The 25111-nt window shown below is 73.6% G+C and carries 20 protein-coding genes; 12 read left to right on the top strand and 8 right to left on the bottom strand.

The annotated features are described in order from the left end of the window. The first annotated feature begins 5 nt into the window (after positions 1 to 5). The 4 genes from iolB to IF27_RS24515 all read left to right on the top strand — a co-directional run bounded on the left by iolB (position 6) and on the right by IF27_RS24515 (position 4722). Entirely contained in the window at positions 6 to 914 is a 909-nt protein-coding gene (gene iolB / locus IF27_RS24530) for a 5-deoxy-glucuronate isomerase (protein WP_052851948.1), read from the top strand. After that, positions 911 to 2788, top strand: a complete 1878-nt coding sequence (gene iolD / locus IF27_RS24525) for a 3D-(3,5/4)-trihydroxycyclohexane-1,2-dione acylhydrolase (decyclizing) (RefSeq protein WP_052851947.1) — start codon at positions 911 to 913, stop codon at positions 2786 to 2788. Before iolB ends, iolD begins: the two co-directional genes overlap by 4 nt. A 26-nt stretch (positions 2789 to 2814) precedes the next feature. Further along, complete coding sequence (locus IF27_RS24520; protein ID WP_052851946.1) at positions 2815 to 4323, top strand: CoA-acylating methylmalonate-semialdehyde dehydrogenase; 1509 nt, start codon at positions 2815 to 2817, stop codon at positions 4321 to 4323. A gap of 204 nt (positions 4324 to 4527) precedes the next feature. Further along, positions 4528 to 4722 (top strand): MerR family transcriptional regulator, encoded by a 195-nt coding sequence (locus IF27_RS24515; RefSeq protein ID WP_052851945.1) that lies wholly within the window; start codon positions 4528 to 4530, stop codon positions 4720 to 4722. Here IF27_RS24515 and IF27_RS24510 read toward each other — a convergent pair. Continuing rightward, positions 4688 to 5302: a DedA family protein gene (locus tag IF27_RS24510; protein ID WP_052851944.1), complete on the bottom strand. Its 615-nt coding sequence runs from the start codon at positions 5300 to 5302 to the stop codon at positions 4688 to 4690. The two genes, IF27_RS24515 and IF27_RS24510, sit on opposite strands and share 35 nt — an antisense overlap. 414 nt (positions 5303 to 5716) lie before the next feature. Here IF27_RS24510 and IF27_RS24505 point away from each other — a divergent pair, with 414 nt between their 5' ends. Then, positions 5717 to 5929 (top strand): heavy-metal-associated domain-containing protein, encoded by a 213-nt coding sequence (locus tag IF27_RS24505; protein ID WP_052851943.1) that lies wholly within the window; start codon positions 5717 to 5719, stop codon positions 5927 to 5929. A 364-nt stretch (positions 5930 to 6293) separates the two neighbouring features. On the opposite strand, the gene IF27_RS24500 is transcribed toward IF27_RS24505, so the two are convergent. The 6 genes from IF27_RS24500 to IF27_RS24475 all read right to left on the bottom strand — a co-directional run bounded on the left by IF27_RS24500 (position 6294) and on the right by IF27_RS24475 (position 14455). After that, a complete protein-coding gene (locus IF27_RS24500; protein ID WP_052851942.1) occupies positions 6294 to 7607 on the bottom strand; it encodes a citrate synthase in 1314 nt (437 codons plus the stop codon). Between the two features lie 158 nt (positions 7608 to 7765). Further along, positions 7766 to 9994 carry an SF1B family DNA helicase RecD2 gene (recD2, locus tag IF27_RS24495; RefSeq protein WP_052851941.1) on the bottom strand — a complete coding sequence of 743 codons (2229 nt, stop codon included), beginning with the start codon at positions 9992 to 9994 and terminating at the stop codon, positions 7766 to 7768. A gap of 72 nt (positions 9995 to 10066) precedes the next feature. Further along, positions 10067 to 11107: an acyltransferase family protein gene (locus IF27_RS24490; RefSeq protein WP_190233091.1), complete on the bottom strand. Its 1041-nt coding sequence runs from the start codon at positions 11105 to 11107 to the stop codon at positions 10067 to 10069. A 54-nt stretch (positions 11108 to 11161) separates the two neighbouring features. Then, the gene (locus IF27_RS24485) at positions 11162 to 11959 is read right to left on the bottom strand and encodes a sugar phosphate isomerase/epimerase family protein (protein ID WP_052852001.1); all 798 of its coding nucleotides are present in this window, start codon (positions 11957 to 11959) and stop codon (positions 11162 to 11164) included. 158 nt (positions 11960 to 12117) lie between these two features. Further along, entirely contained in the window at positions 12118 to 13275 is a 1158-nt protein-coding gene (locus IF27_RS24480; RefSeq protein WP_052851939.1) for a dihydrodipicolinate synthase family protein, read from the bottom strand. Between the two features lie 19 nt (positions 13276 to 13294). Further along, complete coding sequence (locus IF27_RS24475) at positions 13295 to 14455, bottom strand: Gfo/Idh/MocA family protein (RefSeq protein ID WP_052851937.1); 1161 nt, start codon at positions 14453 to 14455, stop codon at positions 13295 to 13297. Positions 14456 to 14546: 91 nt separating this feature from the next. Here IF27_RS24475 and IF27_RS24470 point away from each other — a divergent pair, with 91 nt between their 5' ends. Then, positions 14547 to 15602, top strand: a complete 1056-nt coding sequence (locus IF27_RS24470) for a LacI family DNA-binding transcriptional regulator (RefSeq protein WP_052851935.1) — start codon at positions 14547 to 14549, stop codon at positions 15600 to 15602. Next, on the top strand, positions 15599 to 15940 hold the full coding sequence (locus tag IF27_RS24465) for a hypothetical protein (RefSeq protein WP_052851933.1): 342 nt from the start codon (positions 15599 to 15601) through the stop codon (positions 15938 to 15940). The genes IF27_RS24470 and IF27_RS24465 overlap by 4 nt, the downstream gene beginning before the upstream one ends. Positions 15941 to 16475: 535 nt before the next feature. Here IF27_RS24465 and IF27_RS24460 read toward each other — a convergent pair. Continuing rightward, complete coding sequence (locus IF27_RS24460; protein WP_052851930.1) at positions 16476 to 17324, bottom strand: Rossmann-fold NAD(P)-binding domain-containing protein; 849 nt, start codon at positions 17322 to 17324, stop codon at positions 16476 to 16478. Between the two features lie 80 nt (positions 17325 to 17404). Here IF27_RS24460 and IF27_RS24455 point away from each other — a divergent pair, with 80 nt between their 5' ends. The 5 genes from IF27_RS24455 to IF27_RS24435 all read left to right on the top strand — a co-directional run bounded on the left by IF27_RS24455 (position 17405) and on the right by IF27_RS24435 (position 24520). Then, positions 17405 to 18337 carry an AraC family transcriptional regulator gene (locus tag IF27_RS24455; protein WP_052851929.1) on the top strand — a complete coding sequence of 311 codons (933 nt, stop codon included), beginning with the start codon at positions 17405 to 17407 and terminating at the stop codon, positions 18335 to 18337. 168 nt (positions 18338 to 18505) lie between these two features. Further along, the gene (locus IF27_RS24450; protein ID WP_052851928.1) at positions 18506 to 20512 is read left to right on the top strand and encodes a glycosyltransferase family 4 protein; all 2007 of its coding nucleotides are present in this window, start codon (positions 18506 to 18508) and stop codon (positions 20510 to 20512) included. Between the two features lie 172 nt (positions 20513 to 20684). After that, positions 20685 to 22955 (top strand): ATP-binding SpoIIE family protein phosphatase, encoded by a 2271-nt coding sequence (locus IF27_RS31660; protein WP_223291198.1) that lies wholly within the window; start codon positions 20685 to 20687, stop codon positions 22953 to 22955. Then, on the top strand, positions 22952 to 23530 hold the full coding sequence (locus IF27_RS24440) for an NUDIX hydrolase (protein WP_052851926.1): 579 nt from the start codon (positions 22952 to 22954) through the stop codon (positions 23528 to 23530). Before IF27_RS31660 ends, IF27_RS24440 begins: the two co-directional genes overlap by 4 nt. A 426-nt stretch (positions 23531 to 23956) precedes the next feature. Further along, on the top strand, positions 23957 to 24520 hold the full coding sequence (locus tag IF27_RS24435) for a phosphatase domain-containing protein (RefSeq protein WP_420822049.1): 564 nt from the start codon (positions 23957 to 23959) through the stop codon (positions 24518 to 24520). Positions 24521 to 25111 lie beyond the last annotated feature (591 nt).

Raw genomic sequence — 25111 nt, 5'->3', positions numbered from 1 at the left:
CCTCCATGCCGACCGGCCCGCGCCTCCATCTCCCCGCCGGGACCGCCGCGTCCGGCCCCTACGACCTCGCCGTCTCCCCCGCCACGGCCGGGTGGACGTACGCCTCGCTGCGCGTCCTGCGGCTCGGCCCCGGCGAGCGCCACACCTTCGCCGCCGGGGACGAGGAGTGGATCGTGCTGCCGCTGGCGGGCGGCTGCGTGGTGACGGCGGACGGCGAGACGTTCGCCCTGACGGGGCGGCGCGACGTCTTCGCGGGCGTCAGCGACTTCGCGTACGCGCCGCGCGGCGCCGAGGTGACGGTCGCCTCGGCGGGCGGCGGGCGGTTCGCGCTGGCCGGGGCGCGCTGCGGGCGGCGGCTCCCGGCGCGGTACGGACCGGCGGGCGGGGTGCCCGTGGAGCTGCGCGGCGCGGGCGTCTGCTCGCGGCAGGTCAACAACTTCGCCGCCGCCGGGGTGTTCGCCGCCGACCGGCTGATCGCCGTCGAGGTGCTGACGCCGGGCGGCAACTGGTCGTCCTACCCGCCGCACAAGCACGACGCGTCGCGGCCCGGCGAGGAGTCGCGCCTTGAGGAGATCTACTACTACGAGATCGCGCCGGGCCCCTCGGGCGCCCCTGGCATCGGCTACCAACGCGTGTCCCCCTCCGGCGCCGGCAGCCGCAGCGACATCCTGGCCGAGGTGCGGGGCGGCGACGCCGTGCTGATCCCGGACGGCTGGCACGGCCCGGCGATGGCCACCCCAGGGCACGCCATGTACTACCTCAACGTCATGGCGGGCCCCGACCCCGACCGCGCGTGGCTGATCCGCGACCACCCGGACCACGCCTGGCTGCGCGACACCTGGCCCGACACCCCCGTGGACCCCCGGCTGCCGCTGTACGGGGCGCCCGCCGCACCGCAGGAGGAGACCACGTGAGCACCGTCCGGCTGACCGTCGCCCAGGCCCTCGTCCGCTTCCTCACCGCGCAGTACAGCGAGCGGGACGGGCAGCGGCACCGGCTCATCGACGCGTGCTGGGGAATCTTCGGTCACGGGAACGTGGCGGGTATCGGGCAGGCACTCGTGGAGAGCGGGCAGGGCCCCGGGGCACCGCTGCCCTACCACCAGGGCCGTAGCGAACAGGCCATGGTGCACGCCGCCGTAGGGTTCGCGCGGCAGCGTGACCGGCTGTCCGCGCAGGCCGTCACGACGTCGATCGGGCCCGGCGCCACCAATCTCGTGACCGGCGCCGCGCTCGCCACGATCAACCGGCTGCCCGTCCTGCTGCTGCCTGGCGACACGTTCGCGACCCGGCCGGCCGACCCCGTGCTCCAGCAGCTCGAACACCCGGCCGCCGGTGACGTGTCGGTCAACGACGCGCTGCGGCCCGTCAGCCGCTGGTTCGACCGCGTGCACCGCCCCGAGGCGCTGATCCCCGCCGCGCTGGACGCGATGCGCGTCCTCGCCGACCCCGCGCGGACCGGCGCCGTCACCCTCGCGCTGCCGCAGGACGTGCAGGCGGAGAGCCACGCGTGGCCCGAGGAGTTCTTCGCCCCGCGCGTCTGGCACGTCCCGCGCCCCGCGCCCGACGCGGACGCCCTGGCGCGCGTGGCCGACGCCGCACGCGCCGCCAGGCGTCCGCTGCTCGTCGCGGGCGGCGGCGTGCACCACAGCCGCGCCGAGGACGCGCTGCGCGCGCTGGTGGACGCCACCGGCATCCCCGTCGCGTCAACCCAGGCGGGCAAGGGCTCGCTGCGCCACGACCACCCGTGCGACATGGGCGGCATCGGCCACACCGGCACCGCCGTCGCCGACGACCTGGCCCGCACCGCCGACCTGGTCATCGGCGTCGGCACGCGCTGGACGGACTTCACGACGGCGTCCCACACCCTCTTCCAGCACCCAGGCGTCCGCTTCGCGAACCTCACGATCAGCGCCGACGACGCGCACAAGATGGCCGGAACACCCCTGGTCGCCGACGCCCGCGCCGGGCTGACCGCGCTCACCGCCGCCCTGGCCGGGCACCAGGTGCCCGACACGTACCGCGAGGAGTACGCGGCGGGCCGCGCGGCGTGGGAGCGCGTCGTCACGTCCGTCCTGCTGCCAGCCGACGAGGACGCGCCCCCCACCCAGCCGCAGGTGCTCGGCGCGCTCGACGCGGTCGTGGGCGAGGACGACGTGGTCGTCAACGCGGCGGGCTCCCTCCCGGGCGACCTGCACCGTTACTGGCGCGCCCGCTCGCCCCGGCAGTACCACGTGGAGTACGGCTACTCCTGTATGGGTTACGAGATCCCCGCCGCGCTCGGCGTCCGGCTGGCCGCGCCCGACCGTCCGGTCTGGGCGCTCGTCGGCGACGGCACGTACCTGATGGGGCCGACCGAGCTGGTGACGGCCGTGCAGGAGGGCCTGTCCGTCAAGCTCGTGCTGCTCCAGAACCACGGGTACGCGTCCATCGGCGGCCTGTCGCGGCAGACCGGCGCCGAGGGCTTCGGCACGGCCTACCGCTTCCGCGCGCCCGACGGCTCGTACACCGGCGCGCCGCTGCCCGTCGATCTGGCCGCGAACGCCGCGTCGCTCGGCCTGCGCGTGCTGCGCGCCCGTACGTGGGCCGAGCTGCGCGCGGCGCTGGCCGAGGCGCGGGAGGAGCCGCGGCCCGTGTGCGTGTACGTCGAGACGGACCCGGCGCCCTCGGGGCCGCCCGCGCAGGCGTGGTGGGACGTGCCGGTGGCGGCCACGTCGGCGCTGCCCGGCACGCGGGAGGCGCGCGCGGCGTACGAGCGGGCGGTCCGGGCGCGCCGCCGCCACCTGTGACACCACGACACGTGAGGACGGACCACATGGGCACGACCACCCCGTTGGGGCACTTCATCGACAACCGGGCCGTGCCCGGCGCGTCCGGCCGCACCGGGCCCGTCTTCGACCCCGCGACGGGCGCGCGCACGCGCGAGGTGGCGCTCGCGTCGGCCGCCGAGGTGGACGTGGCGGTGGCGGCGGCGCGCGAGGCGTTCCGTACGTCCTGGGGCACGGCCTCGCTGGCGCGCAGGACGGCGCTGCTGTTCCGCTACCGGGCGCTGCTCGACGAGCGGCGTGACGAGCTGGCCCGCCTGATCACGGCGGAGCACGGCAAGGTGCACGGCGACGCGCTGGGCGAGGTGGCGCGCGGCCTGGAGATCGTGGAGGTGGCCTGCGGGATCGCGGAGAAGCTGAAGGGGCAGCTCTCGACGGGGGTGTCGGGCGGCGTGGACGTCGCGTCGATCCGGCAGCCGCTGGGCGTCATGGCGGGGATCACGCCGTTCAACTTCCCGGCGATGGTGCCGCTGTGGATGTTCCCGCTGGCCGTGGCGTGCGGGAACACGTTCGTCCTGAAGCCGAGCGAGAAGGACCCGTCGGCCGGGCTGCGGCTGGCGGAGCTGGCGGCGGAGGCGGGCTTCCCGCCCGGCGTGCTGAACGTGGTGAACGGCGACCGGGAGGCCGTGGACCGGCTGCTGGCGCACCCGGACGTCGCGGGGGTCAGCTTCGTCGGCTCCACGCCGGTCGCGGCGGCGGTGCATCGCGCGGCGACGGAGCACGGCAAGCGCGTGCAGGCGCTCGGGGGCGCGAAGAACCACATGGTGGTGCTGCCGGACGCGGACCTCGACGTCGCGGCGGACGGCGCGGTCGGCGCGGCGTACGGCTCGGCGGGCGAGCGGTGCATGGCCGTCTCCGTGGTGGTCGCGGTGGGCGAGGCGACGGCGGACGGTCTCGTGGCGCGGATCGCGGAGCGGGCGCGGGCACTGCGGATCGGTCCTGGCGACGACCCGGCGTCCGAGATGGGGCCGCTGATCACGGCCGCGCACCGGGACGCGGTGGCGGCGTACGTCGCGGGCGCGGGCGGCCAGGGCGCCGAGGTCGTGGTGGACGGCCGCGGGCTCACGGTGCCGGGGCACGAGGAGGGCTTCTTCCTCGGCGTCTCGCTGCTCGACCGGGTGACGCCGGGGATGGACGCGTACCGGGACGAGATCTTCGGGCCGGTGCTGTGCGTCGTGCGCGTCGCGACGTACGACGAGGCGATGGCGCTGGTCAACGCGTCGCGGTGGGGCAACGGCGCGGCCGTCTTCACGCGGGACGGCGGGGCGGCGCGGCGTTTCCAGCTGGAGGTGGCGGCCGGGATGGTCGGCGTGAACGTGCCGATCCCGGTGCCGGTGGGCCACCACTCGTTCGGCGGTTGGAAGGACTCGCTCTTCGGCGACCACCACGTCTACGGCGACGACGGCGTCAGGTTCTGCACGCGGGGCAAGGTGGTGACGACGCGGTGGCCGGATCCGGCGGACCGCGGGGTCGATCTCGGCTTCCCGCAGCACACGTAAGGGGCGCCGGGCGCGGGTCACGGGCCGGCGTGTACCGGTTTCGCCAGGTTCTTGTCAGGTCGGCGACGGATGTCACCATGACGCGGGCCGCCCGTCACAGCTGGCCGACAGACCCTGACCCCCCTCCCGGACCGTCGTTCTCCGAGGCGAGACTGACGCACCGTCAGAAATGCCCGTACGGCGGGCCGAGCGAGGAGCGGGGAGATGACGCAGCCGGGACTGTGGTCCTACAAGGAGATCGCCGCCCACATCCGCGTGCAGCCGGACACCGTGCGCTCCTACCGCAAGCACGGCCTGCTGCCGCCACCCGACGTGGTGGAGCGGGGCAGGCCGTTCTGGTATCCGGACACGATCAGGGAGTGGGTCACGCGCCGCCCGGGGCACCGGGGACGGGCTTAGGGGTGGGGCGCGGGCCCTCGGGGGCGGCCGTCCGCCCGTTGCCGCCGCAGCGGCTGAGCAGTTGGGCGACCCCGGCCACGACGACGGACACGCCGGTGCCGATGAACAGCGAGGGCCAGGTGCCGCCGAGCGCGGAGCCGCCCCAGTAGCCGATGCCCACGCTGTAGGAGGCCCAGATGAGCTCGGCGATCCCGGCGCCGAACAGGTAGCGGCGCGCCGGGTAGCCGACCACGGCGGCGGTCAGGCCGCCGATGACCCGGCCGCTGGGGACGAAGCGCACCGCTATGACGAACGGGATGCCGTACGCCTGCATCCGGCTGGCCGTCCAGTCGAGGGCGGCGCTGCGGCGGGGGGTGCGGGAGAGCCAGCGGAGGGCGCGGCGGCTGCCGAGCATGCCGCAGCCGTAGATGATCGCGTCACCGGCCAGCGCGCTGCCCGCGACGACGAGCAGCACCATCGTGAGGCTCATGTCACCGGCCTGGGCGAGCGCCCCGGCGGAGGCGATGAGGGCGGCGTTGGGCACCAGGGGGGGCGCGGTGGTGAGGGCAAGCAGCACGTACATCCACAGTGCGCCGTCCATGCGTTCGTCCGTTTCCTTGCGAGGGGTCGCCCCCGTGAACCGACCTGTCAATCAAAGCTGACATGTGAGACGTGGCGCACTGAACATCTTTTCATCATGACTAGGGATCAGGGCGGGTTTCCCCGGAGCGCGGGGGCAGTTCACCCCCGAGGGCGATCCCGGGGTCCCCCGGAGAGCGGCCCTGACACGCGCCCCGCTTCCACTCTGCCGACCGGTCAGGACCCGTTCCACCGCGCTTCCCCCAACACCGCGAGCCGATTGCCGTGGGACTCGCACACAGAGACGACCCCCCATCCGTCTGTGACGCGCCCACGGGCGCCGGGGTTGAGCGGCACCATCCGGAAGTCATACCCCCGAGGGGTATATAATCCGGGGGCGAAGGCATGGACGGGACGTGAAGGAGATGAGGACGTCATGAGCGCGGTCACGTACAAGGTTTCCGGGATGACCTGTGCCCACTGTGAGAGAAGTGTGTCCGAGGAGGTCTCGGAACTGCCCGGCGTGCGCGAGGTGAGCGCCACCGCCGCGACGGGCCTGGTCACCGTGACGGCGGACGGCCCGCTGGACGACGAGGCGGTCAGGGCGGCCGTGGACGAGGCCGGGTACGACCTGGTCGGCCGGGTCTGACCGGGGCCGGGACGGGCCAGGACCGCCCGCCCGCGCACCACGGCCCGCACCGGCGCGGAACCGGTGCGGGCCGTGGTGTGCCTGCGTTCTGGGGTGCGACGTGAGCCGCCCCGGGGCGCGGAAGGGGGCGGCCGGGAGTGCGCGGTGGCGCCCTCGGGAAAGAGAGAAGCGCCCCGCCGACGGGTCCCCCCACAGGGCCCGGCACGGGGCGCTTCCTGCCGTCCGCTCAGAGCGTCCCCCCACGGGACCCCGGGCCGGACGGCCGTTGGCGTGGGTCCAGCCGAACCCGCGTCAACACTGACCGGTTAGACCCACAACTCCTTCGAAGGTTGCACACCTGATGATGTGACCTACGTCACATCCTTCAACGCTGCTCCACCGGGACGTACGCGCGCTCCGCGACGCCCGTGTAGACCTGCCGGGGACGGCCGATGCGGGTCGTCGGGTCGGCGATCATCTCGTGCCACTGGGCGATCCAGCCGGGCAGCCTGCCCAGCGCGAACAGCACGGTGAACATGCTGGTCGGGAAGCCCATGGCCCGGTAGATCAGGCCGGTGTAGAAGTCCACGTTCGGGTAGAGGTTGCGCGAGACGAAGTAGTCGTCGCTCAGCGCGTGCTCCTCCAGGCGCAGCGCGATGTCCAGCAGCTCGTCGGACTTGCCGAGCGCCGAGAGCACGTCGTGCGCCGCCGACTTGATGATCTTGGCGCGCGGGTCGAAGCTCTTGTACACCCGGTGGCCGAAGCCCATGAGCCGGACGCCCTGCTCCTTGTTCTTCACCCGGCGGATGAACGCGTCCACGTCCCCGCCCTCGGCCTGGATGCTCTCCAGCATCTCCAGCACCGCCGCGTTGGCGCCGCCGTGCAGCGGGCCCCACAGCGCGTTGATGCCCGCGGAGATGGAGACGAACAGGTTCGCCTGGGAGGAGCCGACGAGCCGCACGGTGGAGGTCGAACAGTTCTGCTCGTGGTCCGCGTGCAGGATCAGCAGCTTCTCCAGCGCGCTGACGACCACCGGGTCGAGCGCGTACTCCTCGGCCGGGACCGAGAAGGTCATGCGCAGGAAGTTCTCCACGTACCCGAGGTCGTTGCGGGGGTAGACGACCGGGTGACCGACGGATTTCTTGAACGCGTACGCCGCGATCGTCGGAAGCTTGGCGAGCAGCCGGATCGTGGAGATGTAGCGCTGCCGCTCGTCGAACGGGTTGTGGCTGTCCTGGTAGAAGGTGGACAGCGCGCTGACCACGGAGGTCAGCATGGCCATGGGGTGCGCGTCGGTCGGGAAGCCGTCGAAGAACCGCTTCACGTCCTCGTGCAGCAGCGTGTGCTGCGAGATCTCACGGCTGAACGCCGCCAGCTCGTCCACCGTCGGCAGCTCACCGTTGATGAGCAGGTAGGCGGTCTCCAGGAACGAGCCGCGCTCGGCGATCTGCTCGATCGGATAGCCGCGGTAGCGCAGGATGCCCTGCTCGCCGTCCAGATAGGTGACCGCCGACGTGGCGGACGAAGTGTTGCCGAAACCGGAGTCCAGGGTCACCAGACCGGTCTGGGCGCGCAGCTTGCCGATGTCGAAGCCCTTGTCGCCCACCGAGCTGTCAACGATCGGGTAGGAGTGCTCCTCGCCCTGGTACCGCACTACTACTGCCTTGTCCGCGCTGTCGCTGTTGCGGTTTTCGCTCACGTCTTCCCTCACCGGCGTCGTGCCTCGTCTTCGAGGTGTCCTGAGTTCATCGAGGTGCCCTGACTCCCTCCACTGTCCCCCATCTGGGCCCACAATGTGCACTCGGGGTCGGCCATGTGGCCAAAATCTGGCACGGCGTGCCGCCGCAACCGGGATATTCACGGTTCTTCCGGGCGCGGTATCTGCCCGGCGAGCCGGGCGTCGAGCGCCGTGCAGCGCCGTCCGGCCGCGACACTGCGCACCGCCTGCCCCAGCGCGCGCCGGGAGCCCACCAGGACCACGAGCCGCTTGGCGCGGGTCACGGCCGTGTACAACAGGTTCCGCTGGAGCATCATCCAGGCGCTCGTCGTGACCGGGATGACCACGCACGGGTACTCGCTGCCCTGCGAGCGGTGGATCGTGACGGCGTAGGCGTGGGCCAGCTCGTCGAGTTCCGCGAAGTCGTAGGGGATGTCCTCGTCCTCGTCGGTGCGGACGGTGAGCCGCTGCTCGTCCACGTCGAGCGCGGTGACGACGCCGACCGTCCCGTTGAAGACGCCGTTCGCGCCCTTCTCGTAGTTGTTGCGGATCTGCGTGACCTTGTCGCCGACGCGGAAGACCCGGCCGCCGAACCGCTTCTCCGCCAGCCCGGGACGGGCGGGGGTGACGGACTGCTGGAGCAGCCCGTTCAGCACACCGGCCCCGGCAGGTCCCCGGTGCATCGGTGTGAGGACCTGGACGTCCCGGCGCGGGTCGAGGCCGAAGCGGGCCGGGATGCGCCGGGCCGCCACGTCCACCGCGAGCCTGCCCGCCTCCTCGGTGTCCTCCTCCGCGAAGAGGAAGAAGTCGGGCAGGCCCTCGGTCACCGGCGGGACGCCCTTGTTGATGCGGTGCGCGTTCGTCACGACGCCGGACTGCTGCGCCTGGCGGAAGATGCGCGTCAGCCGTACGGCGGGCACGGGCGAGCCGGGCGCCAGCAGGTCGCGCAGCACCTCCCCCGCGCCGACCGAGGGGAGTTGGTCCACGTCCCCGACGAGGAGCAGGTGCGCGCCGGGCGGCACGGCCTTCACCAGCTTGTTCGCCAGCAGCAGGTCCAGCATGGACGCCTCGTCCACGACGACGAGGTCGGCGTCGAGCGGGCGGTCGCGGTCGTAGGCCGCGTCGCCGCCCGGCTTCAGCTCCAGCAGCCGGTGCACGGTGGACGCCTCGGCGCCGGTCAGCTCGGCGAGCCGCTTGGCCGCCCGGCCGGTCGGCGCCGCGAGCACCACCTTGGCGCGCTTGGCCCGCGCCAGCTCGACCACCGAGCGGACGGTGAACGACTTGCCGCAGCCGGGGCCGCCCGTCAGGACCGCGACCCGCTCGGTCAGCGCGAGCCTGACCGCCTGCTCCTGCTCGGGCGCCAGCGCGGCTCCCGTGTGGCCCGCCAGCCAGGCGAGGGCCTTGTCCCACGCGACCTCGGCGAAGGCCGCCAGCCGGTCCTCCTCGGCCCGCAGGAGCCGCCGCAGCTGCCCGGCCAGCGACAGCTCCGCGCGGTGGAAGGGCACGAGGTAGACGGCGGTGATCAGGCCGTCCCCGCCGGGGTCGGGCACCCGTTCGCGCACGACGCCCTCCGGCTCCTCCGCCAGCTCCCCCAGGCAGTCGATGACCAGGCCGGTGTCCACCTGGAGGAGCTTGACGGCGTCCGCGATGAGCCGTTCCTGCGGCAGGTAGCAGTTCCCCTGGTCGGCCGCCTGGGAGAGCGCGTACGCCAGCCCCGCCTTGACGCGCTCCGGGCTGTCCTCGGGGATGCCGACGGCGCGGGCGATCCGGTCGGCGGTGAGGAACCCGATGCCCCACACGTCGGCCGCGAGGCGGTACGGCTGGTTCCTCACCACGGAGATCGACGCGTCGCCGTACTTCTTGTAGATGCGCACCGCGATGGACGTGGAGACCTCGACGCCCTGGAGGAAGACCATCACCTCCTTGATCGCCTTCTGCTCCTCCCAGGCCGCGGCGATGGACGCGGTGCGTTTCGGCCCGAGCCCGGGCACCTCCACGAGCCGCTTCACCTCGGTCTCGATGACGTCCAGGGTGGTGGCGCCGAAGTGGTCCACGATCCGCTCGGCGGTGCGCGGGCCGATGCCCTTGATCAGCCCTGAGCCGAGGTAGCGGCGTATGCCCTGCACGGTGGCGGGAAGGACCGTCGTGTAGTTCTCCACCGTGAACTGACGGCCGTACTGCGGGTGCGAGCCCCAGCGGCCCGTCATCCGCAGCGACTCCCCCACCTGCGCGCCGAGCAACGCGCCGACGACGGTCAGCAGTTCACCCGAGCCGTGCCCGGTATCGACACGGGCGACCGTGTAACCGTTCTCCTCGTTCGCGTACGTGATGCGTTCGAGAACTCCCTCGACCACAACGCTGTGTGACATGGCTCGACAGTAGCCCGGGGCACTGACAACGGGGAGTGAGGGCCCGGTGACGGGCACCGGGTTGAGCGGGCGTCAGGTCAACTCCCGCGCCCGCGCCCCCCGGCGTACCGGGCGCCCCGGCTGGACGAGCGGCCGGGTGAGCGCGCGGACGGGCGGCGAGGCCAGCGCCACGGCCAGCGCGACGGCGGCGGCGACCACGAGCCCCGCCTCGTACCAGTGGTCGGCGAACTCCGTGACGCCGTGGTGGTGTGCCGCCCGGATGAAGAGGATGTGCCACAGGTAGACGTACATCCCGCCGCTCCCCAGGAACGTGAGCACGGGAACGCGGCGCCGCGGCACCAGGCGGACGAGACACACGGCCACCACCGCCCCGTACAGCAGTAACGCCGCGCGTATCAGCCACGCGCCCTCGGGCCCGAACACGGCCGACTCGCCGCCGTAGTGCCCCCGCATCGGCAGCCACGCCAGCCGGATGTCGTCACGGGCCCACCAGACGGCGGCGGCACTCAGCAGCAGCACGGCCGCGCTCGGCGGCCCGGTCGCGGGCGAGGTGAGGAATCCGCTCAGGAAGCCCTGCCGGATCTTCCAGCCCAGCAGGAAGAACGGGAGGAACGCCACCGCGCGCGAGGCGGTGAAGACGGCGCCGAACTCGTCGAAGTAGCCGACCAGCAGCGCCGCCCCGACGGACGCCGTCAACGGGTGCCGCAGCGCGGCGAGATACGGCAGCGCCACCCGCCAGAACAGCAGCGCCATCAGGAACCACAGGCCCCACGCCGTCTCGCCGAGGAAGAACCGCCAGCCGCCGCCGAGCAGCCGGATCTGCGCCGTGTGGAGCACGCTGAACGCCAGGTAGGGGACGGCCAGACTCGTCAGCGCCCGCCGCGCCTCCCGGGCGTCGGGGACGTGGGCCGAGCTGAAGTAGCCGCAGACCAGGGCGAGGACGGGGATGCGCAGCGGCCAGGTCGCGAGATAGAGCCAGCGCATCGAGTCGAGGTCACGGATCTCCTCGATCGCGTGGCCGACGACGACGAGCGTGCCCGCGATCCAGCGGGTGGTGTCCCAGCGTGGATCGCGGGCGGGGCGTGCGCGGTGTGCGGCGGTTCCTGGCGTCACACTGCTGGAGTTGTCCGGCAGCGGCCCCGTCGTCACACCGCGCGGCGGCGGCGGTCAGAGCACGTGCGCGCGGTAACGGGCGACGGTCTCGGCGAGGACCTCGGCGCCGTCCCGCGCCCACAGCCCGTCGTTGAAGATCTCGACCTCGACCGGGCCGGTGTACCCGGCCGCGGCCACCTGGTCGCGGAACCAGCGCATGTCCACCGAGCCGTCGCCGAGCTGGCCGCGCCCGGTGAGGACGCCCGCGGGCAACGGCGTGATCCAGTCGGCGAGTTGGAAGCAGTGGATACGGCCGCCCTCGCCCGCCCGGCGGATCTGCGCGGCCACCGTGTCGTCCCACCACAGGTGGTAGGTGTCCACGACGACGCCGACCTGCGTGGCGGGGAACCGTTCGGCCAGGTCAAGGGCCTGGGCGAGCGTGGAGACCACGCAGCGGTCGGACGCGAACATGGGGTGCAGCGGCTCGATCGCCAGCCGTACGCCCCGCTCGGCGGCGTAGGGGGCCAGCTCGGCGAGCGCGTCGGCGATCCGTTCGCGGGCGCCCGCCAGGTCCTTGCTCCCTGGCGGCAGGCCGCCCGAGACGAGGACGAGGGTGTCGGTGCCGAGGACGGCGGCCTCGTCCAGGGCGGCGCGGTTGTCGTCGAGGGCGGCGGCGCGGGCGGCGGGTTCCGTGGTGGTGAGGAAGCCGCCGCGGCACAGCGAGGTGACCGTCAGCCCGGCGTCGCGGACCAGGCGGGCCGCGGCGGCGAGGCCGAAGTCGCGCACGGGTTCACGCCAGAGTCCCACTCCGGGAACGGAGAGTGACGACAGGACGTTGACCAGGTCGGGAAGGGCCAGTTGTCTGGCCGTCATCTGGTTGATCGAGAAGCCGGGGAGGTCCGGGACCGTGTCCACCGCCGCCGTCGTGTCCGCCGTCGCCGATTCCGTCACCGCGCCGTTCCCCGTCCTGCTCGCCGTGCTGGTCGCGTTGGCCGTGCTGGTCGCGTTGCTCGTGCTGCTGCCGGGCGTGGTCACGGCGCCACCCCGTACACCGACAGCAGGCGCGCCATGCGCTCCTCGGCCAGCCCCGGATCGGGGAAGAGCCCCAGACCGTCCGCCAGTTCGTAGGCGCGCGCCAGGTGCGGCAGCGAGCGCGCCGACTGGAGCCCGCCCGCCATCACGAAGTGCTCCTGGTGCCCGGCCAGCCACGCGAGGAGGACCACGCCGGTCTTGTAGTAGCGCGTGGGCGTCTGGAAGAGGTGCCGGGACAGCTCCACGGTCGGGTCGAGGACCGCCCGGAATCCGGCGACGTCCCCGGTGTCCAGGGTGCGCACCGCGTGGGCGGCGAGCGGCCCGAGCGGGTCGAAGATCCCGAGGAGCGCGTGGCTGAAGCCGCGTTCGTCCCCGGCGATCAGCTCCGGGTAGTGGAAGTCGTCGCCCGTGTAGCAGCGCACGCCCTTGGGCAGCCTGCGCCGCAGCTCCACCTCGCGCCGCGCGTCGAGCAGGGAGACCTTGACGCCGTCCACCTTGTCCGGGTGGTCGGCGATGACGGCGAGGAACGTCTCCGTGGCCTCGTCCAGGTCGTCGCTGCCCCAGTAGCCGGCGAGCGCCGGGTCGAACATCGGGCCGAGCCAGTGCAGCACGACCGGCTCAGCCGCCTGCCGCAGCAGGTGGCCGTAGACCGTGAGGTAGTCCTCGGGCCCGGTGGCGACCGCCGCCAGCGCCCTGGACGCCATCAGGATGGCCTGCGCGCCGGTCTCCTCGACGACGGCGAGCTGTTCCTCGTACGCGCGCCGCACGTCCTCGGTGGACGCCGGTCCGGTGAGCTGGTCGGTGCCCACGCCGCAGGCGATCCGGCCGCCCACGGCCCGCGCCTCCGCGCCGGAGCGGCGGATCAGCTCGGCGGCCCCGGCCCAGTCGAGGCCCATGCCGCGCTGCGCGGTGTCCATGGCCTCGGCGACGCCCAGGCCGTGCGACCACAGGTGGTGCCGGAAGGCGAGCGTCGTCTCCCAGTCCACGGCGGCCGGGCCGTCCGGCGTCGTGTCGGCGAACGGGTCGGCCACCACGTGCGCGGCCGAGAAGACGGTCCGCGAGGCGAGCGGCGGCCCGCCGGGCGCCAGGGCGGCGGGCTCGGCGCGCGGCGTGTAGGCGCGCAGGCGGCCCTCGGAGTCAGGCAGTCGGATCATGATCGGTCTCGCTCCCGGAGCGTCACAGGCTCAGTTCTGACACGGGCAGGCGGCGGCCCTCTGCCGCGGAGGCGAGGCCCAGCTCGGCCAGCTGCACGCCTCGCGCACCGGCCAGCAGGTCCCAGCTCCAGGGCTCGTCGGCGACGACATGGCGCAGGAACAGCTCCCACTGCGCCTTGAAGCCGTTGTCGAACTCGCCGTTGTCCGGGACCTCGGCCCACTGGTCGCGGAACTCCTCGGTGGCCGGGAGGTCCGGGTTCCAGACGGGCTTGGGCGTCGCCGACCGGTGCTGGACGCGGCAGTTGCGCAGCCCGGCGACGGCGGAGCCCTCGGTGCCGTCCACCTGGAACTCGACCAGCTCGTCGCGGTTCACGCGCACCGACCAGGAGGAGTTGATCTGCGCGACGATGCCACCGGCCAGCTCGAAGATGCCGTAGGCGGCGTCGTCGGCCGTCGCCTCGTAGGGCTTGCCGCGCTCGTCCCAGCGCTGCGGGATGTGCGTCCTCGTCACCGCCTGCACGGTCTCGACGCGGCCGAACAGCTCGTGGAGCACGTACTCCCAGTGCGGGAACATGTCCACGACGATGCCGCCGCCGTCCTGCGCCCGGTAGTTCCAGGACGGGCGCTGCGCGGGCTGCCAGTCGCCCTCGAACACCCAGTAGCCGAACTCGCCGCGCACCGAGAGGATGCGGCCGAAGAAGCCGCCGTCCACCAGGCGCTTCAGCTTGAGCAGCCCCGGCAGGAACAGCTTGTCCTGCACCACGCCGTTCTTGACGCCCGCGTCGCGCGCCAGCCTGGCGAGCCGCAGGGCGCCGTCGAGGCCGGTGGCGGTGGGCTTCTCGGTGTAGATGTGCTTGCCCGCGGCGATCGCCTTGGCGATGGCCTCCTCGCGGGCGAGGGTGATCTGCGCGTCGAAGTAGATGTCGATCGAGTCGTCCGCGAGGACGGCGTCGAGGTCGGTGGCGACCGCGTCGTCACCCAGGCCGTGCCGCGCTGCGAGGTCGCGCAGCACGTGCTCGCGGCGCCCGACGAGCACCGGCTCGGGCCAGATGACGGTGCCGTCGCCCAGGTCCACGCCGCCCTGCTCGCGGAGGGCGAGGATCGAGCGGACCAGGTGCTGGCGGTAGCCCATCCGCCCGGTCACGCCGTTGAGAGCGATCCGGACGGTCCTGCGTGTGGCCATGCGCGTGCCTCCAGCTGATTCAGTAAGCGCTTACTACTCGGAAAGAAGCTAACCTCTCCTCACCGGCTCGGACAAGTGTGGGAGCGAAGGCATGGCAGTGACCCTGGCGGACGTGGCGGCCCGCGCGGGTGTGTCGGCCGCGACCGTCTCCCGTGTGCTGAACGGGAACTATCCGGTCGCCGGCTCCACGAAGACCCGTGTCCTCGCGGCCGTGGAGGAGCTGGAGTACGTCGTCAACGGCCCGGCGAGCGCCCTGGCCGCGGCCACGTCCGACCTGGTGGGCGTGCTGGTGAACGACATCGCGGACCCCTTCTTCGGCCAGCTGGCGGGCGCCGTCCAGTCGCAGATGGGCCCCGGCACCCCGGGCGGCGGCCCGCGGATGGCGATCGTCTGCAACACCGGCGGCTCCCGGGAGCGCGAGCTGACATATCTCACACTCCTCCAGCGCCAGCGCGCCGCCGCCGTGATCCTCACGGGCGGCGCCATCGAGGACCCGGAGCACATCGAGGCCCTGTCCGCGCGGCTGCGCCGCCTGGAGGCGGCGGGGACCCGGATCGTCCTGTGCGGCAGGCCGCCGCTGCCGGACGCGGAGGCGCCCGCCATCACGTTCGACAACCGCGGCGGCGCCCAGCGCCTGACCGAGCACATGCTCTCCCTCGGCCACCGCGCCATCGGCTACATCGCCGGGCCCGCCGCCCGCACGACCACGCGGCACCGTCTCGAAGGCCACCGCGCGGCCCTCGCCGCCGCCGGGCTCGGGGGCGGCGCCGACCGCCTGACGGTCCACGGCGGCGCCTACGACCGCGCCGCGGGCTACGAGGGCACCCTCGCCCTCCTCGACCGCGAGCCCGGCCTCACCGCCGTCCTCGCCGCGAACGACACGGTGGCCCTCGGCGCCTGCGCGGCCCTGCGCGACCGGGGCCTGCGCATCCCCGACGACGTGTCCGTGGCGGGCTTCGACGACCTCCCCTTCGCCGTGGACACCACCCCGGCCCTCACCACCGTCCGCGTGCCGCTGACCGACGCGGGCGCCCACGCGGGCCGCCTCGCGCTGTCCCCCGACGCCCCGGCCGAGGGCGTCGTCACCTATCCGACGACCCTGATGCCCCGCGCCTCGACCGCGCCGCCGCCCCCGGAGAAGCCGTGAGGCGCCGCGGGATCGTCCTCGGGCTCTACGCGGACGACGAGGGCGTGGCGCGGGTACGCGCCCTGGTGGACGGCCTGGCCGCGCGCCGTGGCGTCCGCCTGTCCTGGCAGGTGACGCGCGACAGCGCGACGGCCGAGGACTACGACTACCTGGCCGCGCAGTGGGCGGTCGAGAATCCCGGGCACGCCCCCGGCGCGCGGGCGGCGGTCGAGGTGCGCGCCGCGTTCCGTTCCTCGCTGAAGACCTGGCGCACGCTGCGCACCAGGACGCTCGACGGCCTGTGCCCCCAGGGGCCGCACGTCTGCGCGATCCCTTGGTCGGCCGGCTTCGGCGGCTGACGTCGCCCTGGTCACTCCCCGTCCAGGCCGTCCAGGACGGCTCGCGCCTCGGTGCGGACCTCCTCGTCCTCGTGCGTGGTCCAGCCCGCCACGGCGGAGCGGTGCCGTGCGAGTTCCTGCCGCAGTGTGACGACCCACTCGCGGCCGGGCCAGTCGCCGGTTCGGTCCCGGGACCGGCCGGGAGCAGTCGGCGAGCCCTGCCAGGAGCCGCAGGAGCCGCCGGGCCACGGGCGTCTCGTCCGTCGAGCGGGGCGCCTCCGGCAGGAAGGGGAGGGCCGGGAGAGCGGCGGAGTCGATGAACACGCCCTGGTGGCACAGGGTCTCGTTCAGCCCGTAGGGCCGCGCGGGACGCCCGCGCGGGATCGCCGTGGGGCAGCTCGATCAGGTGGCCGGGAATCTCATGGGCGGCGGTGACCGGGCCCATCGCCGATTCGTAGCGGCTCCAGTCGATGGCGATCACGCGGGCGACGTAGTCCGTCATCGGGCGGGTCATCGGGCGAGCGTCCCGTCCCGGCGGGGCCCGCCGCCCGGGCCGTCAGTCGCGCGCCAGGCTCCCGAGCGTCGCGGCGTGCGCGGCGAACGGCCTCGGCTCGCGGCCGAGCACCCGCCGCACGCCGTCCGAGAGGTGCGCGGCCCGCCCTTCCCTGATGTGCGCGAAGAGCGCGACCATCAGGTCGAGATGGTCGCCCGTCACCCCGCGCGCCTCCGATTCCGCGCGGTAGGTGTCCTCGTCGAGCGGGGTGTAGCGGATGACGTCGCCGGTCGCGCGGGCGACCTCGGCGACGGCCTCGCCCCACGTCAGGGCGGCCGGTCCCGACAGTTCGTAGACCTGGCCCGCGTGCCCCTCGCCGGTGAGGGCGGCGACCGCGACCTCGGCGATGTCCTCGGCGTCGATGAACGGTTCGCGCCCCTCGCCGGTCGGCAGGCGCAGGTCGCCCGCGCGCAGGGCGTCGGTGATGAGCGGGTCCTCGCCGAAGTTCTGCGCGAACCAGGTGGGCCGCAGGATCGTCCAGCCGGTACCCGAGGCCCGCACGGCGCGCTCGGTCGCGAGCCAGACGTCGCCCTCCAGGTCCTGGCCGACGCGGGCGGACAGCAGCACGAGCCGCCGGACGCCGCGCGCCGTCGCGAGCGCGGCGAACTCGGCCACCTCGGCGCCGGCGTCCGGGCCCTGCGAGTCCACGACGTACGCCGCGTGCACGCCGGTCAGCGCGGGCTCCCAGGTCGTCGTGTCGGCCCAGTCGAAGCGTATGGGCCCGGAGCGCGTCGCGACCTTCGCGCGCCCGCCGAGGAGTGCGGCGACGCGCCGCCCGGTCTTGCCCGTGCCGCCCAGGACGAGGATGTCGCGGGAGTCTGACGAGGTCGATGAGGTCTCGGAAGAAGTCATGCCCCCAGTCAACCCGGCCGCTCGTGGACGGTGGATGGCTGTCCCTCTCGTTCCGATGTCTGTGCGTCTAGACTCGCGGGATGGACGACGCGCTGTCGCATCTGCTGAGCGATGTCCGCACCCGTGGCGCCCTGTTCGACCAGTCGGTGCTGCAACCGCCGTGGTCGCTGCGGTTCGACGAGGGGCTGCCGGTCAGTCTGCTGAGCATGCTGAGCGGCGAGGCGTGGCTCACCGCGGCCGGTGCGCCGTCGCCCGTTCCGCTGCACACCGGCGACATCGTCGTGGTGGTGGGCCCGGAGCCGTACACCGTCGCCGACAGTCGGGCGACGACCCCGCGCGCCGATGTGCACCGCGCGGCTCCCGGCGGCACGTCGCTGCACGACCTGACGCTCCCCCTGGGCGACGGCCCGGGCGATCCCGCCGGGACGCCGGTGCTCCTCAAGGCGACCTACCAGGTCCACGGCAGCGTCTCGCGGCGCGTGCTGAACGCGCTGCCGCGCGTCGCCCGCGTCCCCGCGCTGCCCGAGTGCCGCCCGATCATGGGCATGATCTCGACCGAGATCGCCCGGCACTCCCCTGGGCGCCAGGTGATGTTCGACCGCATGCTCGACCTGCTGCTCGTGTCGAGCCTGCGCGAGTGGTTCGAACTGCCGGGCAGCGCGGCCCCGTCCTGGTACCGCGCCCACCACGACCCGCTCATCGGGCAGGCGCTGCGGCTGATCCACGACAGCCCCGGGCGCCCGTGGACCGTCGCGGACCTCGCGGCCGAGGTCGGCGCGTCCCGCGCGCGGTTCGCGCAGCGCTTCACGGAGTTGGTCGGGCAGCCGCCGATGACCTACCTCGCGCAGTGGCGGATCTCCCTGGCGGCCGACCTGCTGGCGTGCAGCGACGCGACGGTGGAGGCCGTCGCGCGGCGGGTCGGGTACGCCAACGCGTATGCGCTGAGCGTCGCGTTCAAGCGGACGCTCGGCGTACGCCCCGGCGAGCACCGGTCGCTCGCCCGCGCGCGCTGAGTCACCGTCGTACGCCTCCGCGTACTTCGCAAAGGTTGCAGTGGGATGTATCACTGCGCCGATAAACGGACAAACCCCCACCGTGTCGCCGTCGGGGCACAACCGACGGCAGGACTCGGAAGTCACCTGGCGGGAAACAGAGTTACCAGCAGTTCTTGTGGGGGGACGATGCACGTAACCTTTCTGCTCAACAACGCCTATGGCATCGGCGGCACGATCCGGTCCGTCGCCAACCTGTCGGGCGCCCTCGCCGCGCGCGGCCATCAGGTCACCGTCGCGAGCCTCTACCGCTCGCGCGACCGGCCCAGCCTGGAGTTCGACCCGCGCGTCACCCTCGTGCCGCTGACCCGGCGGAACGAGCCGTCCGCCGAGGTCGCCGAGCGGCGGTTGGCGGCCTTCCTCGCCAGGACGCGCGCGCAGGTCGTGGTGGGCACGCGGCCGGTCCTCAACGACATGCTCGCCCGGCACGGCGACGGTCGGCGCTACGCCCGGGTCGGCCAGGAACACATGACCCTCGCCACGCGGAAGCCGCACGACAGGACGCTCCAGTTCGACGCGATGCGGGAGCTGGACGCGTTCGTGCCCGTCTCCGAGGCGGACGCCGCCGCGTACCGGGCCGAGCTGCCGAAGGACGTGACGGCGCGTGTGCTGTCCATCCCGAACAGCTCGCCCGCCGCGCGCGTCGCGCCGTCGCCCGGCGACACGCGCACGATCGTCGCGGCGGGACGCCTCGTGCCGGTGAAGCGCTACGGGCGGCTGATCGACGCCTTCGGCAGGCTGGCGCCCGACTTCCCCGACTGGGAGCTGCGGATCTACGGGCGCGGCGCGGCCCGGGACGGCCTGCGCGAGCGCATCGACCAGCTCGGCCTCTACAACCAGGTGCGCCTGATGGGGGCGGCGGCGCCGATCGAGACGGAGTGGGCCAAGGGCTCGATCGCGGCGGTGTCGTCGCAGGCGGAGTCGTTCGGCCTCACCATCGTCGAGGCGATGGCCTGCGGGGTGCCGGTCGTCTCGACGGACTGCCCGCACGGGCCGCGCGAGATCATCACGCACGGCGAGGACGGCCTGCTGACGCCGCTGAAGGGTGGCGCGGAGGCGTTCGCCGACGCGCTGCGCGAGCTGATGACGGACGACGACCGGCGCCGCCGCATGGGCGCGCGCGGGCTGCGTACGGCGGCCGGGTACGCGCCCGAGGCCGTCGCGCGCCGTTACGAGGACCTGTTCTCCTCCCTCACGGCCGACCGCCCCGCGCCCCGCGCGCCCGGCCTCCTCACCCGCCTGCTGCGCGGCGGTGCGCGCGGCCGGGACGACGTGGCGCCCGAGGTGACGGCGGCCCCGGCGAAGGCCAGGGGCGCGGGCACGGCGGACGGCGGCGTCCGGGTCACGGTGCCGCGCACGCTCACGGCCTCCGAGCTGGTGCTCCGGCTGCGCAAGGAGATGCGGCAGGAGGAGATCCGCGTCCCGTTCACCGCCACGCCAGGGCCGGACGGCCAGGCCGCCGAGGCGACCCTCAGCCCGGACGCGCTGACGCTGCCCGAGGGCCGCTGGGACCTCTTCGTCGCGCCGCGCGGCAAGCGCCTGCGGGCCGAGCTGGTGGAGCGGGCCGAGCTGGTCACAGCGCGGCCCCGCGTGGACGAGCACGGTGTGCACGCCTGGATCCCCTATGTCACGAAGAACGGCAACCTGACCGTCCGCGCCTGGTCGCGGCCCGCGCACGCCGAGGTCGAGGAGGTGGTGGCGGAACTGGGGACGGCGGCCGTCGTCGTGCGGCTGTACGGCCCTGACGGGCTCAAGCCGGACGAGCTGTCGTGCCGCGCGGTGCCGGGGGACGGGGGCGGGCCCGAGGAGGAGGTCGAGGTGGACGTGACGGCGCTCGACACGCCGGACGACGGTGGCGGCGCGCCGGGGAATCCACCCGGTCGGCTCAAGCTCACCCTGCCGTTCACCGGCCCCTTCGGGCCTCGTGCCGCCACGGCGCCCTCCCCGGCCGCCCCGGCCACGGCGGCCTGGAAGCTGCGGCTGCGCACCCCGGACGGGACGGAGGTGCCCGTGGGCCGCATCGGCGGCGACGTGCCGGACCGGAGGGGGACCGACGTCTTCCCCGGCGCGGGGCCCGAGGGGGACGTGCGGTTCGGCTTCACGTCGGACAACGAGCTGGTCGTCAGCCGGAGCTGACCCGCGTCCGCCGGGCGCGCACCGGCCCCCCCGCCCGTGCGCGCTTCTGTCGCCCGGCCGACCGGTCGCGGTTACGGTGATCACACGGGCCTGGCCGACGCCGGGGGCCAGGATCCCGGGGCGCGGCGACGCTCGGACAGCCCGTGTCCACTCCGGCCGGGAGGTGCACCAGGTGGCTTCCCCAGGACCAGGGCCCGGGGTGAAGGGCAAGGACACGGTCTTCATCGTCCTGGTGGTCTACGTCGTGGCCATCTCGATGGCGCAGGTCTGGGCCGCGCACGGCGGGGTGCCCCGGCTGGCCGGCTACTCCGTCCTCGCCCCGCTGGTGGCAGGCGCCCTGCTCTCCCTGCGCCAGACGATCGTCATCTCCGTGATCACGGTCGGGGCGATCATCATCACGTACGGGGTGATCGCGAGTCATCTGTCGCTCGTCGGACGGATCGTCGCGATCCTGCTGGTGGCGGTCGCGACGGCCGTGGGCATCCTCGTCTGCCGCATCCGGCTGAACCGTGAGATGCGGATCGGCAGACTGATGGTGGCCAGGGACCGGCTGCGGCTGCTCAGCGTGGCCAGCACCCGCATCGGGTCCACGCTGGACGTGGGCAGGACCGCCTGGGACCTCGCCGAGGTGGCGGTCCCGGGGTTCGCCGACTTCGTGGCCGTCGATCTCTTCGACGACGTGCTGCACGGCGACGAGCCGCCGGGGCCGGTGCGTGGCCCCGTGGAGATGCGGCGCATCGCCCAGCGCTCGATCCTGGACGGCTCGCCCGAGGCCGTGCTGCGGCCGGGCAGCACCGCCGTCTATCCGGAGAGTTCGCTGTTCACGCAGAGCCTGGTCAAGGGGCACGCCGTGCTGGCGAACCTCCGCGACGGGGACGACCGTGGCTCGTGGCTGACGCGCGACGACCGGCGCGCGGAGAAGGCGCGACAGTTCGGCTTCCACTCGGCGATCGCCGTTCCCCTGGTGGCGCGGGGAACGGCGCTGGGCGTGACCATCTTCATCCGGCACCAGCAGGAGGACCCGTTCGACAACGACGACGTGCTGCTCGCCGAGGAGATCGGCGCCCGCGCGGCCGTCTGCGTGGACAACGCCAGGCGGTACACGCATGAGCACCGCACCTCGCTCACGCTCCAGCAGAACCTGCTGCCCCGGCGGCTGCCCGACGTGTCGGCCGTCGAGGTGGCCACGCGGTACCTGCCCACCGGCGCGGGCGGCGAGGTGGGCGGCGACTGGTTCGACGTCATCCAGCTCTCGGGCGCGCGCGTGGCGCTGGTGGTGGGCGACGTCGTCGGCCACGGCCTGTACGCGTCGGCCACCATGGGGCGGCTCCGCTCGGCCATCCGCACGCTCGCCGACATCGACCTGCCGCCCGACGAGCTGCTGACCCATGTGGACGACGTCCTCATCCGGCTGCGGTCCGAGACCGGGCAGGAGGAGACCCGGGGCGAGATCGGCGCGACCTGCCTGTACGCCGTCTACGACCCGGTGTCCCGCACCTGCACCCTGGCGCGCGCCGGGCATCCGGCGCCGGTGCTCGTGCTGCCTGACGGACGGGTCGATCCGATCGAGGCACCCGCCGGTCCCCCGCTTGGCCTGGGTGGGCTGCCCTTCGAGTCCACCCGGATCATGCTCCCCGAGGACAGCCTGCTCGCCCTGTACACCAAGGGGCTGCTCAACGGGGTGCGCGCGAAGGAGGACGAGACGCGGCAGGCCACGGAGGAGGGCCCCGCCCAGGACGACGGCCAGGTCCGCGACAGCGAACAGGACACCGAGGACGCCCCCACCGGCGCCCCCTCCCCCAGCGACACCGGCACCAGCGCCGACACGGCAGGCGCCGCGCACGCCGACGCCGACGCCGACGCCGAGGGTGACGGTGAAGCGCCGCCCGACGCGGACGCCGCGAGCCTGCGCCGCCTGTGCCAGGCCCTCCGCCGCCCCGCGCCCACGCTGGACGTCGCCTGTGACGCCGTGCTGGAGACGATGCTCCCCGACGGCCCGACCGACGACGTCGCGCTGCTCCTCGCGCGCACCCACGTGCTCGACGCGTCACACGTCGCGAGCTGGGAGATGCCGGGCGACCCGTCCGCCGTGAGCCGGGCCCGCGACCTGGTCATCCGTCAGCTCGCCGCCTGGGGGCTTGAGGACGCGGCCTTCACCGTCGAGCTGGTCATCAGCGAACTGGTGACCAACGCCGTGCGCCACGCGGGCGGCGGCCCGATCCAGCTGCGCGTGATCCGCGATCGGTCCCTGATCTGCGAGGTCTCGGACACGAGCAGCACCTCCCCGCACCTGCGCCGTGCCCGCAGCGAGGACGAGAACGGCCGGGGGCTGTTCATCGTCGCCCAACTGACCGACCGTTGGGGCAGCCGACAGACGCCGACAGGCAAGACCATCTGGGCCGAACTGTCCCCGACCGCCACCCCCGTAGTCTCGGAGGTATGAGCGAGACACCCCCTCTGGCCACGGGTCCCCTCGGCATGCGGCTGCTGGGCTTCGCCCGGCTCCCGGAGGACACCGCCTTCGGCTCCGGCTCGCCGGTGGGCGAGCGGGACGACGACAGCGGGGCGGGCGCCGAGGGCCACGAACCGGTCAGGTACGTGCTGGTCGTGCTGCGCCACGCGGGACGCGTCCTGTTGGTGCACGTCCGCCATCGGGACTGCTGGGAGCTGCCCGGCGGTGGGATCGAGCCCGGGGAGACGCCCCGGCAGGCTGCGGCTCGCGAGCTGTGGGAGGAGTCGGGCCAGCGGATCGCGCCCGACGCGCTGCGCTTCGCCGGATTCGCCCGCACCTCCCTCCCCGACCGACGCGTTCTGCACGGCGCACTCTTCACCGCCGAGACGGACAGTCCGCTTGGCTTCACCCCGACCGACGAGATCGCCGGTCTCCACTGGTGGGAGCCTGCCGCACCTCCGCCGGAGGGCCGCGTACAGACGGTGGACACCTATCTCGTCGGCCTGACCGCACCGGCGGAACCGGCCGCGCACCCGGCCCCGCACGCGGCGGCCGACCCACACTGAGCCCGGCCCCGCCCCGCACCTCCCGTCCCCGTCCTCCGCCCGGGAGGAGACGACCCGTGTACGGAACCTCCGCCCGCCGCCTCACCGCAGGCGCCATACCGCCACCCCGAGGCAGCACCCACACGGCGACCGCGAGAAGAGTGACCGACAAGCCCACGACATAACTCTGAGTAGTCACGCAGAGACTCTAGGCCCTCCCACTGACAATCCGTGCGGCTCGCGGGCGCGCCCGGCCAGGAAAGGGGTGCGCGCCAACGGCCGGGGTCGTAGCGTCGGAGCATGTCCCGACCTGATGGATTCGCCTTCGACGTACGGCCCGACGGCTCCGTGGCCCTCACCCGGCGCGGCCTGCCCACCACCACACTGCGTGACGCGCGGGCCGCCGCGTTCCTCGCCGAGGTCGCCGAGGGAGACCCGCAGCGCGTGATGGCCCGCTGGAGCGGCGTCGGGGGCGCGGACGCGGAGGCGGGAGCGGACGGCGAGGAAGATCCGGAGGATCAACCTCCGGATCCGCGCCCCCTCGCGGTCTTCGATCTCGACGGCACGCTCGCCGACGTCCGTCACCGCCTGCACCACCTGACGTCCCGCCGGAAGAACTGGGACGCGTTCTTCCGCGCCGCCGAGCACGACAAACCGCTCGCCGAAGGCGTGGCCCTGGTGCGCAAGCACGCGGCGACCGACGAGATCGCCTATGTCACCGGCCGCCCCGAACACCTGCGCGCCGACACGGAACGCTGGCTCGCCCGCCACGGCCTGCCGCCCGGCCGCCTCCTGATGCGCCGCGCCGGGGACCGGCGCCCCGCCCGCGTCGCCAAGCCGGAACTCCTCCGCGACCTCACGTGGGGCCGCGCCGTCTCCGTGGTCGTGGACGACGACCGCCAGGTCTGCCGCGCCTACCGCGACGCGGGCTTCCCCGTCCGCGTGGCGGACTGGTCGGACGCCCCCGAGCCGGTCCTCACCGAAGCCCAGGAACGCGAGGGCAGAACATGACAGCCACGCCCAGCCACCCGACTCACAGCACCACCGGCCCTCGCCGAGAGCCGACCGCCGAAAGCGGCGAAGGTAAAATAAGCAAAGTCGCACCTGACGGCCACTAAAACCCCAGGTCACTTGCTCTACTCCCCGCACACGCGGGGCTGTTCCCTGCTCGGTCGTCTCGGCGACGATCCGGGCGGCCTACTCCCCGCACACGCGGGGCTGTTCCCTCGGGGATCTACACCGGTGGCGAGGTCGGGATCTACTCCCCGCACGCGCGGGGCTGTTCCCGATCCGTACACGGTGATGAATGGTCGCCCGATCTACTCCCCGCACGCGCGGGGTTGTTCCCGCCAGCACCGTGTCGGCGCGGAACTGCGCCTCCTACTCCCCGCATGCGCGGGGTTGTTCCCTGCCGCCACTCCGTCAGCGCGTACCTCCCGGGCGTGACGCGGATCGCTCCTCCCCGCACACGCGGGGTTGTTCCCGCCCACGCGCTGAGCCCGTGGTCCTGCGGTGTCTCCTCCCCTCACACGCGGGGTTGTTCCCCTCGCCGCCGAGCGTGACGTCAAGGGGGAGGTCTGCTCCCCGCACGCGCGGGGTTGT

The organism is Streptomyces avicenniae (assembly GCF_000719135.1).
Lineage (GTDB): Bacteria > Actinomycetota > Actinomycetes > Streptomycetales > Streptomycetaceae > Streptomyces > Streptomyces avicenniae.
This window is presented reverse-complemented; position numbering and strand designations above follow the sequence as displayed.

Excerpts from the sequence above, each read along its gene's own strand:
- iolB (WP_052851948.1), top strand. The coding sequence starts at position 6 with ATGCCGACCGGCCCGCGCCTCCATCTCCCCGCCGGGACCGCCGCGTCC.
- IF27_RS24520 (WP_052851946.1), top strand. The coding sequence starts at position 2,815 with ATGGGCACGACCACCCCGTTGGGGCACTTCATCGACAACCGGGCCGTG.
- IF27_RS24515 (WP_052851945.1), top strand. The coding sequence starts at position 4,528 with ATGACGCAGCCGGGACTGTGGTCCTACAAGGAGATCGCCGCCCACATC.
- IF27_RS24510 (WP_052851944.1), bottom strand. The coding sequence starts at position 5,302 with ATGGACGGCGCACTGTGGATGTACGTGCTGCTTGCCCTCACCACCGCG.
- IF27_RS24505 (WP_052851943.1), top strand. The coding sequence starts at position 5,717 with ATGAGCGCGGTCACGTACAAGGTTTCCGGGATGACCTGTGCCCACTGT.
- recD2 (WP_052851941.1), bottom strand. The coding sequence starts at position 9,994 with ATGTCACACAGCGTTGTGGTCGAGGGAGTTCTCGAACGCATCACGTAC.
- IF27_RS24485 (WP_052852001.1), bottom strand. The coding sequence starts at position 11,959 with ATGACGGCCAGACAACTGGCCCTTCCCGACCTGGTCAACGTCCTGTCG.
- IF27_RS24475 (WP_052851937.1), bottom strand. The coding sequence starts at position 14,455 with ATGGCCACACGCAGGACCGTCCGGATCGCTCTCAACGGCGTGACCGGG.
- IF27_RS24470 (WP_052851935.1), top strand. The coding sequence starts at position 14,547 with ATGGCAGTGACCCTGGCGGACGTGGCGGCCCGCGCGGGTGTGTCGGCC.
- IF27_RS24460 (WP_052851930.1), bottom strand. The coding sequence starts at position 17,324 with ATGACTTCTTCCGAGACCTCATCGACCTCGTCAGACTCCCGCGACATC.
- IF27_RS24455 (WP_052851929.1), top strand. The coding sequence starts at position 17,405 with ATGGACGACGCGCTGTCGCATCTGCTGAGCGATGTCCGCACCCGTGGC.
- IF27_RS24450 (WP_052851928.1), top strand. The coding sequence starts at position 18,506 with ATGCACGTAACCTTTCTGCTCAACAACGCCTATGGCATCGGCGGCACG.
- IF27_RS24440 (WP_052851926.1), top strand. The coding sequence starts at position 22,952 with ATGAGCGAGACACCCCCTCTGGCCACGGGTCCCCTCGGCATGCGGCTG.
- IF27_RS24435 (WP_420822049.1), top strand. The coding sequence starts at position 23,957 with ATGGCCCGCTGGAGCGGCGTCGGGGGCGCGGACGCGGAGGCGGGAGCG.